This window comes from Shewanella youngdeokensis, from assembly GCF_033180165.1.
GTDB classification, from domain to species: Bacteria; Pseudomonadota; Gammaproteobacteria; order Enterobacterales; family Shewanellaceae; genus Shewanella; species Shewanella youngdeokensis.
This window is the reverse complement of record NZ_CP136522.1, coordinates 3,282,513-3,297,531: the sequence shown is the minus strand read 5'-3', so window position 1 is coordinate 3,297,531 and position 15,019 is coordinate 3,282,513. Positions and strand designations below refer to the sequence as shown.

Genomic DNA, 15,019 nt, shown 5'->3' with positions numbered 1-15,019 from the left:
TAGAATTTAATATAATTAAAGCCTCACATTAAATTATATTACTGGCGGCAATTAATGGTCGTAAGTCTATATTTTTATTCAGGGTAATGCGTTGTTGCTTGTTTAAAAGTTGGTAATATATTGTGGTTTTTAGTTAGGCTTTTGCTGCAGCTTAATGTAAACCAACAAGGATATTATAATCACTGCGGCGCCAATTAACTTTTGTATTTCAAACGCCTCACCCAATAAAAAAATACTTAATGTAAGTGTCCAAACTGGCTCTAAAATCATGATGATGGCCGCAGTCTCGGTTTTTACTAGTAATTGCCCCGTTGTTTGTAATAGATAACGGATCGCGGTGGCGACAATTGTCGAGATAAAAAACCAAAATATAATATGACTGTTGAGTTCAAATGATTCAGGAGGGCTCCATAGTATTGCAATTATACCGCCTAAGCCTACCATCATCAGCTGTAAACAGATTGAGGCTAAAGGGGTGCTGGCAGTGACGACCTTTTTATTGCAAACAAAGTGGGCTGAAAGCAGGGTTGACGCCAATAAGAAATACCATTGGCTTGTCTCGATTGTCCACTCATGGGTTAAAGTTAGTAACGCGATCCCCATGACGGCAATGGGAAGAGCAATCCAAAATGCGCGGTTGGGGCGGGTTTGAAACAACAGCCATGAAGTTAATGGTGCGATAATCATGGCGAGACTCATGATAAATGCACCTTCGCCAAGGTTGTTACTTATGGATAATGCAAAGATAAAAACTTGCATTGATAGCGCTAGAATACCGCCTACCATGCAAATAGCAGCCATGTTTTTTAGCGACAAGTTACTTATTTGGCGGTAGCAAAAAGGCAGCAAAATTAAACTAGCAAGCGTAAAGCGCGCCGCAATAAAGCCATCACCTGGTACAACCTCAATAACGTATTTTGAAGCAATCCAACCAATGGCAGCGAGCAGGGTTGTCAGTAGTAATATAAGCTGTCCGCGCCAAGCGTAGGTTTTCATATCGGTGAAACTTCCTTAGTGTGATGGACTTATATAAATAAACCCCGCGACTGCGATGAAACAACACAGTACTGCGGGGTTATAAGTTGCATACCTTGCCTGTAAGCGTTACATGGGGCTTGAAAGCAATTACTGCACGTCTTGGTTGAGGTTTAGCTTGGGCAGTATTGTGGGTAATCTGTTAGCCCTTGCTCGTTGCCGCCAAATAATGTGTCAGGGTTATGCGGCGCTAACGGGTAACCCTTTTTAATGCGGTTTGGTAGGTCTGGGTTTGCCACAAATGGACGGCCAAAACCGACCATATCAGTGACACCAGCCTCGATTGCTTGTACCGCCTTCTCGTGGTTGTATCTGCCTGCGTAAATGAGTACACCTTGGTAAGCTGCACGTATCGCAGGTTTAAACTCAGCGGGTGTTTCTGGCGCGTCATCCCAATCAACTTCAGCGAAATGAATATACACCACTTTGTGTTTGTTTAGCATTGTGGCCGCGGCGATATATGTCTCTGATGGCGTTGCATCAACGGTGCCGTTGAGAGAAGTGAATGGAGCAAGACGCACTCCCACACGGTCAGCGCCAATAGCGTCAGCCATAGCTGCCACCACTTCGCTCATAAAGCGCAATCGGTTTTCAGTACTTCCGCCATACTCATCGGTGCGAAGGTTAGCTTCTGAGTCAATAAATTGGTTGATCAAGTAACCGTTTGCTGCGTGTAATTCAATACCATCGAATCCGGCTTCAATAGCATTGAGTGCTGCTTGGCGGTATTGAGCAACAACTTGGTCAATATCGGCTTTGGTCATAGCCCGAGGTTCAACGACATCAACAAACCCTGGTGCGTCAGTGCCATTATCAATAAATACTTTTACGTTTTTAGCTGCATGTGCAGATGATGAAATCGGTTGCTCGCCGCCAATGTTGTCTGGGTGAGTTACACGGCCAACGTGCCATAGCTGCGCAAAAATTTTACCTTCATTAGCATGTACGGCATCGGTTACTTGTTTCCAGCCAGCAATTTGTTCTTGGCTGTAAATGCCCGGGGTCCAAGCATAGCCTTGGCCATTGGGCGAAATTTGCGTACCTTCAGCCACAATCAGCCCCGCTGATGCTCTTTGCGCGTAATAGTCTGCCATCATTTGATTGGCGACATTACCAGGTTGGGTTGCACGAGAGCGGGTCATTGGAGGCATTACAATACGGTTTTTAAGCGCGAGCTTCCCCAATTGGATTGGTTGAAATAATGCAGTCGTCATATTGTTATTCTCCTGACATTTGAATGAGTTCAATTTGGTAACCATCTGGATCGGTGATAAAAGCAATGTGGGTATTGCCACCTTTTACCGGGCCAGCTTCTCGAGTGACGTTACCGCCAAGGGTTTTGATTTTGTCGCAGGCCGCGTAAATATCATCCACACCGAGTGCTATATGACCAAATGCGTTACCAGACTCGTACTCATTGGTGTCCCAGTTATAAGTTAGCTCAATGGTGCTGTCGGCTTTAGTGCCGTAACCCACAAAAACCAATGTGTAACGATATTCTTTGTTTTCGCATCTCTCTAGCACGTTCATACCAAGTACTTTGGTATAAAAATCAATTGACTGCTCAAGATCTGTGACTCTAAACATAGTGTGTAAAAATTTCATGTATCGCCTCAGAAACACATCAATGAACGCGTAAGCCAATGACACTTAAGTGCTCAGAATAGGGATGTGGTCGATGTTGAATTATTTTGATGCGAAGAATATAGCGGTAATCAGTCTTTGAGTGTAATTATCATATTTTATCTTTTTAATAAATTTTTGTTATCAGTGCTTGGGCGATGCAAATGGCGTGCATTAGCTCGTAGCACCATTTCTGTTATCAATTTGCTGTAAATCGCTGAACTGCAGTTTGTCGGTTGGCATATCACGGTGACATTGTTGCAAATACTACAAAAGTTATTTGCTAAAGGCGCTGTTTTTAACAATTTAATTGAGCGGCATAATGCGCCCATCAAAATCGACTGCTCATCAGTATCGGGCATAGCCGGTTAAATATTAACTGAAATAGTGAGAATGATTATGCCATTAGCATTACTTGCATTGACGCTCAGCGCCTTTGCTATAGGAACTACCGAGTTTGTGATTGTAGGGCTGCTTCCTACAATGGCTGCAGACCTGAATATAACGTTACCTTCAGCTGGATTATTGGTCAGCCTTTATGCACTGGGCGTTGCCATTGGTGCACCAGTGTTGACGGCGTTAACCGGAAAATGGAACCGTAAACATGTGCTGCTGTCTGTAATGTCGCTGTTTGTTATCGGTAACTTATTAGCTTGGCAAGCGCCTGGCTACAGTACGCTGGTTGTTGCGCGAATTTTTACTGGTCTTGCCCATGGAGTATTTTTCTCTATTGGTTCAACCATCGCGACAGGATTAGTACCAAAAGAAAAAGCGGCAAGTGCGATTGCGATTATGTTTACCGGTTTAACGGTTGCGTTAGTTACTGGTGTGCCATTAGGCACGTACATTGGACAACTTTATGGCTGGGAAGCGACTTTCTTAGTGGTTGCAGTGTTAGGTTTTATTGCACTGATTGGCAGCGCATTATTGGTTCCTAATAACTTGAAACAACCTAAAGCGCCTAAGTTGTCAGCGCAATTTAAGGTGTTAACAGAGCCACGTTTGCTATTGGTGTATGCCATTACGGCACTGGGTTATGGTGGTACATTTATCGCTTTTACCTTTTTAGCTCCAATTCTAGAGCAGGTGTCTGGTTTTGACCCGAGTGCTATTAGCCTGATTATGTTGGTTTACGGTGTTTCTGTTGCGATAGGAAATATATGGGGCGGTAAAATGGCTGATAAAATGGGGCCGGTTAAAGCTCTGACGATCATCTTTACTGGTCTTGCTGCTGTACTACTTGTATTTAACGTGACTGCGGTGAACCCAGTGGCAGCAGTTGTGACGATTTTAGTGTGGGGCGCGTTTGCATTTGGTAATGTCCCTGGGCTACAAGTGTATGTCGTTAAGCTTGCCGAAAAGTATGCTCCTGATGCGGTGGATGTAGCATCAGGATTGAACATTGCTGCATTTAATGTGGGTATTGCTTTAGGCTCATGGGGCGGCGGAATGATAGTGGCCAATGCCGGACTGATGCATACACCGTGGGTCGGCGCAGTGATTGTATTACTGGCACTAGGTTTAACTCGCTATAGTGGCAGGCTTGATAACAAGGTTGCTTGCGATGGAGCAGCGCCGCGACGCCAAGCAGCTTAAGTCATCGACGATGTAATGAAAAATGCCAACATTTTATGTTGGCATTTTTGCTATGTTCAGACTTTATTTTGCATTAATACTTATAGTCGCTGCAGGGCTTTAGGTTGTTGCTAGGTATCAAGCAGGCATAAAGACAAAATTAGGCCAGCAGGCCCATTTTTAAAGTGATGAACTTATATTGTTGCTTATTAAATTAAGCGGTTTGCAATTGCAGTAAGGTGTGACTCTAGCTCATCTTCCGTTTTAGGAAGGGAATCTAATTCAAATGAAAGTGGCACACTACCGTTAAGCATAAACACCGAGTCTGCGCCGTGATCGTAATGAAACCATTTGCCATTGATACAAAGGTCGGTATAACAATTGGGGAGTAATTCCATCGTGCACCTCTTAATACAAGTTTCATTTATGCAGCATGCTTTTGTGGAAGCGACTGTCCAGCGCAAATATTTGTGATTTGGCTCACTATTATATGACCTCAAAAGGCGTAGGCGCTTATTGATCTGTATCAATCTCTATTTGATTAAATATTGCGGTATGCATTTAACTTAGGTTTTACATCTGTTTTTTACGCTACAGGCTGGTGTGTTGGATACTAATGCTGACTAGATGCTTGGTATTAGTGTTATCCACTGGTTTCGTGGTGCTGGCTTTGTGGTGCTAGTTGTTTGTTGCTGATTTTATCAGTGAATTTAAGCGCAAAAGCAGTGGCCTTCAAATCCCAAGAGCGTCATTTGGCGTTTAATGTTAACTTGTGACAGTAAATTGATGATCTAGGATGATTAAGATGACTGATGCAAAATTGATTTTAATACTAAAAATTTGTATCACTGTCGGCCTTTGTTTGATTCTTCTGGGCATTTATTTTCATAATTTTAGTGACATGATTGATGCGATGGGAGTTACCGGCATTATCATCAGTGCGCTGTGTATTGCGCTAGGAATGGTGTTATCTCTGCCTACTAAAATGTACCTTACCTATTTGCTGGTTTTACGTGAATCAGATAAAAAACAATAACCTCACGATGAATGTCTAATTTTATGTGTGCTAATGCGCTGCCGCTAGTATTGTCTGTTATGGTCAACCTTATAACTTAGGCGCATTATCTTATTGGGGGTTGTTTGAATAACACAAAGGGCAGTTTGTTTATGGTGGCGTCAATGGCGGCTTTTACCATTGAAGATATGCTAATTAAAGCGGCGGCCGATACCGCCCCGTTAGGCCTTATTTTGGCGTTATTTGGCTTTGGAGGCATGCTGGTTTTTATACTGTTGACTTGGAAAAAGCAGCAACGCGTGTTTCATCCAGCTCTTCTATCAAAACCTATATTGATGCGAGCCGTTTGCGAGGTCGTTGGCCGATATAGTTTTGCACTGGCGATTACGTTAACCCCTTTATCGAGCGCCTCGGCAATTTTACAGGCCACCCCTTTGATAGCCATGATTGGTGCCGCTTTATTATTTGGAGAGCAAATTGGCGTAAAACGTTGGTTAGCTGTGTTGGTCGGTTTTGTCGGAGTGATGATGATTATTCGTCCAGGTATTGCAGGCTTTGAACCTGCGTCGATTTTTGCGGTAGTGGCAACGTTAGGCTTTGCCGGCCGTGATTTAGCCACCCGCGCCGCATCGCCTTTGTTGTCAAACTTACAGCTTGGGGTGTATGGTTTTATGGTGTTAATTCCAACAGGGCTGGTAATGTTGATGTATCAAGCTAAGCCGGTACAGATAGATGCACTGGCGATGGTGCAGATAGCTGGGGCTGTTGTGTTTGGTGTTATGGCATACAACGCATTAACCATTGCCATGCGCGCAGGTGATGTGTCGGTGATAGCCCCTTTTCGTTACTCCCGCTTGTTGTTTGCGTTAATTATTGGAATAGCTGTGTTTGGTGAGTCGCCCGATGTACTGACATTAATCGGCAGTGCGTTAGTGGTCGCTAGCGGCGCGTATACGCTGATGCAAACCCAGCGTGCTAAATAGCTTGCTGCGGCGCAATCGAAGTTATTGGCAGTTGTGACATTGGGCTCACAACTGCCGTGTTAAGGCGTTAATTTATTTTTTTGTCGCCGTTATGGCTGTTTATTGAGTACGGCATCAATGTCGGCTGCGCTGTGACGCTCTGCGAGTTGTTGCCACTCCTCGCCCCAAGTTCGATTAACTATTTCACCTCGTTTTACCGCGCTACGTGCGGCAATTTGTTTTGCCCAGCGTTGCAAGTGGGTGTAGCTGCAAACGTCTAAAAACTCTGCAGCATCATAAAGGTTACCGAGCATTAAATTGCCGTACCATGGCCATATTGCCATGTCGGCAATAGTGTACTCGTCACCGGAAATATACTCATTATTGGCAAGTTGTTTATCTAAAACATCTAATTGACGTTTGGTTTCCATGGTAAAGCGATTAATTGGGTATTCAAACTTTTCAGGCGCATAAGCATAAAAATGACCAAAGCCACCACCTAAGTAAGGGGCTGCTCCTTGTAGCCAAAATAGCCAGTTCATTGTTTCTGTTCGTTTAGCTATATCGCTTGGAATGAAGTGGCCAAACTTTTCAGCCAAATAAACGAGAATACTACCTGACTCGAAAATGCGGATTGGTGTATCGCCGCTATTATCCACTAGCGCTGGGATTTTTGAGTTAGGGTTGATCGCAACAAAGCCTGAAGAGAATTGCTCACCTTCCATAATGCTGACTGAAAATGCATCATATTCAGCCTCGGTAACCCCTTTTTTGAGTAGCTCTTCCAGTAAGATGGTAACCTTTTGTCCGTTGGGTGTTGCGAGTGAATGCAGCTGTAATGAGTGCTCGCCGACACTTAGTGCTTGTTGATACCTAGCACCTGAGTCAGGGCGGTTGATGTTGGCAAATTTCCCCCCATTGTCGTTATCCATTGTCCAAACTTTGGCTGGCGTATAGTCGTTGCTCATAAGGTGTCCTGTTAGTTTACCGGTAAATACCGAACGTTATAGAACTGATGTGGGTTCAGTATTGGCTTTTTAAGCGACTGAAATAGATCCGTAACTGATTGGAAAGACATGTACTGTATTAGGCTAACGGAGCTAAGTAAGGTTTAAATATAAACACTTTGAAGGTAACTCGCTAGCACTATGTACCATTGATGTTGATTGCCGTTGGACTTGCTATAAAAGCCATAGTCCTGAAGTTTACATTGGCTGAAAACTTGTAATCAGCGCCGCAACTTAGCTGCAATAATATTTACCGACTAAGTTTGTATTAATTGCGTTAATGGTGCGATTAATTAGTTACCCTGAGTACTTATCTAATTATCTAAGTTCAAATTTTGCCTTAAGGGCGCTAAAATAGGACCATTAGCGACGTAGCGATTAGGTATATTGACCATCGCTGACACAAAGAGAGTAAAGATATGAGCCAAGAACAAAGTGTTATCGATAGTTTGGATGAATTAGAGCGTTTTTTGATTGCAGTAGAAAGTGGCGGTTTAGGTTTAACTAACGTTGAAGGCGTTGGTATGGCGACCAATAATGCTGATGGTCGTCACTTTGTCGCTGTCTTTGATAAAGGCCATAAGGTGCTGCATGCTCGTTGGATAACCGATGAAATTTTTGCGACCGGTAAAGATATGGTACGCAATGGTGTTAAGGGTAAACATTAAGACACGTTTTTGCTCCTAAATTTACCCTTGTTGTAGCCGTAAGAGCTCAATTTTTTCTCAGGCTATAAACATAAAAAAATGCAGATCAGGAAACTGATCTGCATTTTTTATATAGACTTGCATTTAAAAAGATATATTTGGCTTTATAGCATTAACTGCGTTTTGGCTTCTTTTTAAAAGTGCGACGATAAAATGTCACCAAGCTAAACGTTAAAATAACGCAGCCAACCACCGAGACTGATGTAATAAACAATACGTACCCAAAAGGCATATTGAGTGCATCATGTAGTGGGCGAACAAAGCTGGCAAGCTTGCCTGAAAGAGGTCGGTCGCTGTGTTTTAAAACAGATTGAATCGTACCTTGTTGATGGTTAATGCTAATGCGGTCTGCAGCGCGTAGCCAAACATCGCTATGGGTGTCAAATTGTAGGTTATAAATTGGTGCAGCTTGGCCTGGTTTTTGTGGCTTACGTGAGCGAGCTTTTGCTACTGACACTAACTGTGAATCTGGCCAAATGTTTTGCGCTGTTTGTAATTGGCTGTGCCAGTTATTTGCTTGGCTTTGTGGAAAGCTAATTTCGGTAGCCGGTTTAGAGTTCATCGCACCTAGCCATAAGCTTTTATAAGTGATTAAAAAACCACTTAAACATAAAATAAATAACGGAATTGAAATAAATAAGCCTAGTTGAATATGACTTTTTACTAAGCTACTTGATTTTGTATTCGTTGGAATGCTTTGCTTAAGGCGAAAACCTTTACGAACGCGCCACCAAAGGTAAACACCGACAAGAGTAATAATCCCGCCAAGTAGTGACGCCCAAGCATTGAAATACTTACCAAAATCGTCAAGTAAAAAATTACGATGTAACCAAAATACCGTGCTGTAAACCGGTGAGTCAGAAAACTTACTCACTGAAAGTTCATTTAGGTCAGTGTCGAGGGCGATGTTACTGCCTCTGGCTGATGCTTGAATATAAGGTGTGTATTGAGTCGGAAACTTAACCGTACTGATCTTTGGGTAGCGTTCAAATAGGGTTTCAGTGATCTGGGCTTTTTGTTCAATAGACAGTGGTTGGTATTGCTGCCCCTTATCGTCGAGTCTTTTAAGCATGTCACTACTGCCTAAATACACTCCGGTGGTTAGAACGATGAGCATGGCAAGGCTAATAAAAAAACCAACCCAGTTATGAAACCATTTTAAAGCCGGTACGACATTCATTGTTACGTTCTCTTGTTGATCTTTTGCATGACAGTGACAAAAGACATGGGGTAAGGCTTAGTCATAAGTATCGCAAAAGAAGATTAAAAAGTTGTGATTGTTCGTGTGAAATAATACATAAACCATCATTGCGCGAATGATAATCAAACTCGTTATGGAGTGCAATTAAAGAAGTGTAAAGTGGAAGTTTGTGAACAATTTACAGCAAAATAAGAGTGCGATTAGAGGCGGAAGTCATTGTGGCGCGATTAATACGCCACAATGAAGTACTTGGAGGTTAAATAACCGCTAAAACATCAGCTTCAGGTAAACGAGACTTAGGCAATGGGGCATTATAGTCATCAACGGTATGGCGATAACCGATGGCTAACGCAACTTCACAGACAAAACCACCGAGTTCATTTTTAAACATGTCACCGATAAGCTCGCTATCAATGCCTTCCATTGTGGTTGAGTCAATACCGAGACGAGCCAGCACATGTAACGTGTTACCTAAGGCTAAGTAAGTTTGTGATTTCGTCCATGCTTCAGTGTTGCCGTTTGCATCGGTATTTTTTTCTGCAAAAGCAAAACCAGCAAATGCTTGTTCTCTGTCTTCTGGCTTAGTACGGCCATCAGCAATCCCTTTATCAACCACTTTAGCGTAATCATTACGGCTATAATGCGGGTTGTGAGCAAACAAAATTATGTGTGACGCTGACTTTATATGGGGTTGATTAAACTGAAATTGATTAGCAAACGTGTCATGCATACGCTGTTTTGCAGCATCACTTTCAATCACGATGAACTTCCATGGCTGAGAGTTAATTGAAGACGCCGACAGACGCATCGCTTCAAAGATAACATCTAAATCGGACTGCGGAATACGTTTTGCTGGGTCGTACTTTTTAGTCGTGTAACGATTTTTTAAATCAGAAATAATCGGGTGCGTCATGATAAGGTCCTTTGAAGCCAGTTGTCAGTGAACAGGCCTATTTAGAATGTTGGCAAAAAATGTAATTTAGAACTGTAATTTAAAACGCTAATAACAGACTTAACGTTCGACTGTAAGCAAATGAGCATTTGATAAACGTGGCTCGGCGGTATTACATGCCAAAATACAATCGAAATAATACATTTATGTTAACTATAAAAACTTACTTCAAAAACAGCTTGGCTTTTGAATTATTATCAATAAAAATTTGATAATTGTATGTGTTGCGCTTAACACAATGGCTATTGTTAAAGCTTTAAGCGGCTTAACTTGAAAATAGCGATGTAGCAGGTAGTAAATCATACCTTTGCGGATGTCTGTATCTGATCAGTTTTAGCGTGCTATTTGGCAGCTCTATGCTGGCAAACCAAACCAAACCAAACCAAACCAAACCAAACCAAACCAAAATCGTTACGGAGAGTTAATTGTATTGTGGCTCTAGCGCTAAAATATAAAAAGCGGAGCCAGATGGCTCCGCTTTTTTTATCGTTTAAGTTCGCATTGAGCGATAAAAACGGTACTAGCTAATTAGTGACTACTTACTAAAAATTTCATTCAGTTTTTCAGCTAAACGAAAACCTGCCTGTTGCAGTCTTAATTCAGCCGTTGGGGTATGGTCGAAAACATATTGAAAGCGTAAATCGGGTTGTCCATCGCGATTTGTTTCTAATTCATATGTCGCGTAGCGCATACTTCTAGACTCGCTTGCCCACTCGTAATAGCTTTTTCCTTGCCATTTCTTAACATCTTCTTTTGAAACCCGGCCAATAAATTTAGCAAACTCAGTGTAACTTAATTTTTGATGCTCTATTAATTTGCTATCCCAAACCGAATGTAAATTAGTATCGTTGCCAAACCACTTTAATTTAACTGTATTGCCACCTCTGTCAGCCGCTGAGCTTACGTGTAATGGCTGATGAATATCGCCGACAAAGTGTACATAAAAGGCTAGAGCCTGCCATTTTTCTTGTTGAGTGGCAGTTGGGCTCACCATCACTTTTTCGTACTTTTCAAGGCCTGTAATAATGTCACCGTCAGCACTTCTTTCTACTGTGCTCCAAGAGTCATCATCTTCAAGGGTGATGTAATGCCATGGTGACGCATGTGACCACTTAGGATCGGAGCGAATTTCGTCGGCCCAAGTAGACATTTGCGCAAGCGATTCGCCATTGGTCAGTGCATTGATCTGCTCTTGAGTTGAAGTTGTTAAATTATGTTGCGCTATTTCACCGACAATGCGATGACCCAATTGGCCGTAAGAATGAGCGGGTAGGCTGACCATAGTTGACAGTGCAAGTGTTGCACTGACTAAAAAAACAGTAGATTTCATTGATATTCCATTGTAATTAACGATTAAATGTTGCTTGTAGTAAATGCTAAATTAGCTTTGCGTGCGCATGAATGTGCGTATTGTACCTGCTGAGTGTTATTAACTAGTAATGGTTAGGTAATAAATGAGCAATTTTGTTGCAGATGTGAGATCTAGCGCACAGTTCGGTGTTTTTGTTGTCAATAAGTGCGTGCCGAAGTAAATTTGAAATATATTTGTTATATCATTCGCCTCGAAGTTTTTGGTTTGTAAACGTTATTGTTAAAGCTAGACAAACTAGCAATTAATTAAAATAAAATAAAACTCAAGGGTTTGAATAATGTTAAGTAGTAAAATCAGCCGCTTAGCCATGGCAACATGTTTTGCCATGGGTGTATCCCTACCTGCTATGTCTGCCGATACAGCATCCGATATACGCGGAACAATTACTGGGCCTGCTGGCCACGGTATTGCAGATGCAACCATTACAATTATCCACGAACCAACAGGTACAGTGACGGAAGTTCCTGTAACGGCTGAAGGGCAGTTTACTGCTCGCGGCTTACGTGTTGGTGGTCCATACATTATTAAAATTGATTCAGATAAGTTTGCTGACTTAGTTGAAGATAATGTTTACTTATCACTTGGTGAAACATTCCGCTTTAACCGTTCGCTAAAAACGGCAGAAGAAATGGAGCGTATTGGCGTTGTTGGCTCAGCTACATACTTCAGATCTGCTGGTAGCAATAGTGACTTTGGCGCTGAGGACATTGCTAACGCGCCAGGTTCTAGCCGCGATTTAAAAGACGTATTACGTCAAAACCCGATGGCGGTTGTGGGGACTGACGGGATCTCGATGAGCGTTGCCGGAATGAACCCAAGATTTAATACTTTTGTGGTTGATGGTATTGCCCAAAATGATGACTTTGGTCTTAACTCTAACGGTTACCCAACTCAGCGTTCACCTATTTCTGTTGACGCGGTTGAAAGCGTTGCGCTAAACGTTTCACCTTATACAGCACGTAATGGTGGCTTTACTGGCGCGCAAATTAACGCGGTCACTAAATCTGGTACCAATGAATTATCAGGCACTATGTTTTGGGAAACCACCAATGACAGTATGGCTGGTAAAACACAACCTGACGAAGATGGCAAAAGATCAAGCCAAGATTTTGAAGAAACTACTTTTGGCGGCACAATTGGCTTCCCGCTGATTAAAGATAAGCTGTTTTTCTTTGGCTCTTACGAAAGCTTTGATGCGCCACAATCTGCGGAATGGGGACCTTCTGGCGCAGGAGCGCCTCTTAGCACTAATATTACAACCGAAGAGCTGGCTCAAATTGAAGCTATCGCTGCTGACGTTTACGGCCTTGACAGCATCGGTAGTTATGACGTCACGCCACAAGAGGAAGATGAAAAAATCCTCGCGAAAGTGGATTGGAATATTAATGAGCTACACCGTGCCAGCTTTACCTACCAAAATACGGTAGGTAATTTAACTAATAACATGAGCTCGAGTAGTTCTGCATTAAAACTATCGAGCACTTGGTATAACAAAGAAGAAATATTAGAAACCTACGCAGCTAACTTATACAGTGACTGGACTGATGATTTCTCAACTGAAATCAAAGTTGCTTACAAAGACACAACAAGTAAGTCTAATACCATTGATGATTTGGGTATTGGCCAAGTAACAATTAATAGAAACACTGCCGCTGACACTCCTTGGTACGATCAAGATTCTAGTAATGTTGTATTTGGTACTGATAAATCACGTCAAGCCAATGAGTTAAACAACCAAAACTTAGAACTTCGTTTTGTGGGTGACTACTATTTAGGTGACCATGAGATCGGTTTTGGTGTGCAGTACAACAAGGTTGATGTGTTTAACCTGTTTGCGCAAAATGTGCTAGGTAACTGGACATTTGATAGCATCGAAGATTTTGAAAATGGCAAGGTTGCTGATTTCTATTATTCAAATGCTGAATCAGGTAATTCTGATGATGTTGCTGCTGAATTCAGTCAAGAAACACTAGCGCTATTTGTTGAAGACACGTGGGCTATAACTGACGAGCTTGAAATTACTTATGGTATGCGTTACGAAACCATTAGTATGGATGATTCACCTGCGTTAAACCAAAACTTTGTTGACCGTTATGGCTTTGCAAATAACAGCACCTTTGACGGTAAAGACATTTGGTTACCACGTATTGGTTTAACTTACGTGCTCTCTGACGATGTAACACTACGCGGTGGCGTGGGACGTTACAGTGGTGGTTCACCAACCGTTTGGATGTCAAACAGCTTTTCAAATGATGGTAGCACAATTTTAACATACAACGATGGTTGGAATGATGCTTGGGGCACACCTGATTTTGCTAACGTACCAAGTGAGGCGCAAGCTGGCTTAGTCGGTGGTGACGGTAATACTAACTCGCTAGACCCTGACTTTGAGCTACCTTCAGACTGGCGCGCAAGTGTTGGTTTTGACAGTACATGGGATCTTGGCGCATTAGGCGATGATTGGTTTATCGGTGGTGAGTTCTTATACATTCAAAAAGAAAATGACGTAGCTTGGGTTGACCTTGCTCGCCGTGAAGTGGGTGTTGATGGCACTGGCCGTACGGTTTATGAAACATGGGACCCATTACTTAATGACGGCGCTGGTGGTAATACCAACCGTTACGACTTAATGCTAACCAATGCTGAAGAAGACGGCACGAGTAAAACACTTAGCTTAAGTATTGCTAAAAACTGGGATATGGGCCTGAGCTTTAGAGCGGGTTACGCATACAACTCAGTAGAAGAAGGTAACCAAGGTTCATCTTCAACAGCGACCTCTAACTACCAATACACTCCAGTTGAATATGACCGTAATGGCACCACAATGGGGCCAGGTTATTATGAAACCCCGCATCGCTTTACCGTTAGCTTAGGTTACGATGTTGAGCTGGTTGCAGGTTACAACTCTAGCTTTAACATGTTCTACGAAGCGCGTGAAGGCAACCCAATAACATACGTTCTAGGGTCTTACAACGATTACGGTCTGGGTGACCAAGCTAGCTTTGCTGGTGCAGATTATTACCTACCGTACATTCCAACAGGTGCTGATGATACCAATGTTGTATACAATGGGTTAACTTATGACGAGTTTAAAGCGGCGATTGATGAACTTGGTCTAGGTAAATACGCTGGTGGCTATGCACCTAAGGGTGCTGGTAATGCACCTTGGGTACATCAGTTAGACTTCCGTTTTACTCAAGAACTACCTGGCTTTGTTGATGGCCATAAAGGTATCTTCTATTTTGATATTAAAAACGTGCTTAACCTCCTAAATAATGATTGGGGCGTGGTTGAATATCAATCTTACAACTCTTCAATCTTGGTTGATCATAACTATGACCCAGATACTGGGGTTTACACTTACTCAGTACCTTATGGTCAAGATAGCATCAATACGAGTGACGCTGATAGTTACGATGTGCAACAATCTGCTTGGCAGTTAAAAGTTGGTGTTAAATACAAGTTCTAAATTGAGCTAATTTAACTTAAAAATACCGAGCACTTGCTCGGTATTTTTTTGCCCGTAATATACGCCAGCAATAACGGGTAGCGATGAATGAACGCCTTACC

General features: G+C 42.4%; 13 protein-coding genes. 5 read left to right on the top strand and 8 right to left on the bottom strand.

Annotated features, from left to right (window positions below):
• Positions 1-129: 129 nt before the first annotated feature.
• The 3 genes from RGE70_RS14125 to gloA form a co-directional block, all read right to left on the bottom strand.
• Positions 130-996, bottom strand: a complete 867-nt coding sequence (locus tag RGE70_RS14125; RefSeq protein WP_310472079.1) for a DMT family transporter — start codon at positions 994-996, stop codon at positions 130-132.
• A 152-nt stretch (positions 997-1,148) separates the two neighbouring features.
• Entirely contained in the window at positions 1,149-2,249 is a 1,101-nt protein-coding gene (locus RGE70_RS14120) for an alkene reductase (protein WP_310472078.1), read from the bottom strand.
• Between the two features lie 4 nt (positions 2,250-2,253).
• Positions 2,254-2,640 (bottom strand): lactoylglutathione lyase, encoded by a 387-nt coding sequence (gene gloA, locus RGE70_RS14115; protein ID WP_310472077.1) that lies wholly within the window; start codon positions 2,638-2,640, stop codon positions 2,254-2,256.
• Positions 2,641-3,057: 417 nt separating this feature from the next.
• Between gloA and RGE70_RS14110 the strand changes: the two genes are divergently transcribed.
• Positions 3,058-4,254: an MFS transporter gene (locus RGE70_RS14110; protein ID WP_310472076.1), complete on the top strand. Its 1,197-nt coding sequence runs from the start codon at positions 3,058-3,060 to the stop codon at positions 4,252-4,254.
• Positions 4,255-4,442: 188 nt separating this feature from the next.
• On the opposite strand, the gene RGE70_RS14105 is transcribed toward RGE70_RS14110, so the two are convergent.
• Entirely contained in the window at positions 4,443-4,631 is a 189-nt protein-coding gene (locus tag RGE70_RS14105; RefSeq protein WP_310472075.1) for a hypothetical protein, read from the bottom strand.
• A 407-nt stretch (positions 4,632-5,038) separates the two neighbouring features.
• On the opposite strand from RGE70_RS14105, the gene RGE70_RS14100 reads away from it, so the two are divergent.
• Positions 5,039-5,269, top strand: a complete 231-nt coding sequence (locus tag RGE70_RS14100) for a hypothetical protein (protein ID WP_310472073.1) — start codon at positions 5,039-5,041, stop codon at positions 5,267-5,269.
• A 104-nt stretch (positions 5,270-5,373) separates the two neighbouring features.
• Positions 5,374-6,231, top strand: a complete 858-nt coding sequence (locus RGE70_RS14095; protein WP_310472072.1) for a DMT family transporter — start codon at positions 5,374-5,376, stop codon at positions 6,229-6,231.
• Positions 6,232-6,320: 89 nt separating this feature from the next.
• On the opposite strand, the gene yghU is transcribed toward RGE70_RS14095, so the two are convergent.
• Positions 6,321-7,178: a glutathione-dependent disulfide-bond oxidoreductase gene (gene yghU / locus RGE70_RS14090; RefSeq protein ID WP_310472071.1), complete on the bottom strand. Its 858-nt coding sequence runs from the start codon at positions 7,176-7,178 to the stop codon at positions 6,321-6,323.
• Between the two features lie 458 nt (positions 7,179-7,636).
• Between yghU and RGE70_RS14085 the strand changes: the two genes are divergently transcribed.
• A complete protein-coding gene (locus RGE70_RS14085) occupies positions 7,637-7,885 on the top strand; it encodes a hypothetical protein (RefSeq protein ID WP_310472070.1) in 249 nt (82 codons plus the stop codon).
• 151 nt (positions 7,886-8,036) lie between these two features.
• Here RGE70_RS14085 and RGE70_RS14080 read toward each other — a convergent pair whose 3' ends face one another.
• The 3 genes from RGE70_RS14080 to RGE70_RS14070 all read right to left on the bottom strand — a co-directional run bounded on the left by RGE70_RS14080 (position 8,037) and on the right by RGE70_RS14070 (position 11,407).
• Positions 8,037-9,104 carry a PepSY-associated TM helix domain-containing protein gene (locus RGE70_RS14080; protein ID WP_310472069.1) on the bottom strand — a complete coding sequence of 356 codons (1,068 nt, stop codon included), beginning with the start codon at positions 9,102-9,104 and terminating at the stop codon, positions 8,037-8,039.
• Between the two features lie 277 nt (positions 9,105-9,381).
• A complete protein-coding gene (locus RGE70_RS14075; RefSeq protein ID WP_310472068.1) occupies positions 9,382-10,038 on the bottom strand; it encodes an NAD(P)H-dependent oxidoreductase in 657 nt (218 codons plus the stop codon).
• A gap of 574 nt (positions 10,039-10,612) precedes the next feature.
• Positions 10,613-11,407 carry a S1/P1 nuclease gene (locus tag RGE70_RS14070; RefSeq protein WP_310472067.1) on the bottom strand — a complete coding sequence of 265 codons (795 nt, stop codon included), beginning with the start codon at positions 11,405-11,407 and terminating at the stop codon, positions 10,613-10,615.
• A gap of 319 nt (positions 11,408-11,726) precedes the next feature.
• Between RGE70_RS14070 and RGE70_RS14065 the strand changes: the two genes are divergently transcribed.
• Positions 11,727-14,918, top strand: a complete 3,192-nt coding sequence (locus RGE70_RS14065) for a TonB-dependent receptor (protein WP_310472066.1) — start codon at positions 11,727-11,729, stop codon at positions 14,916-14,918.
• Positions 14,919-15,019 lie beyond the last annotated feature (101 nt).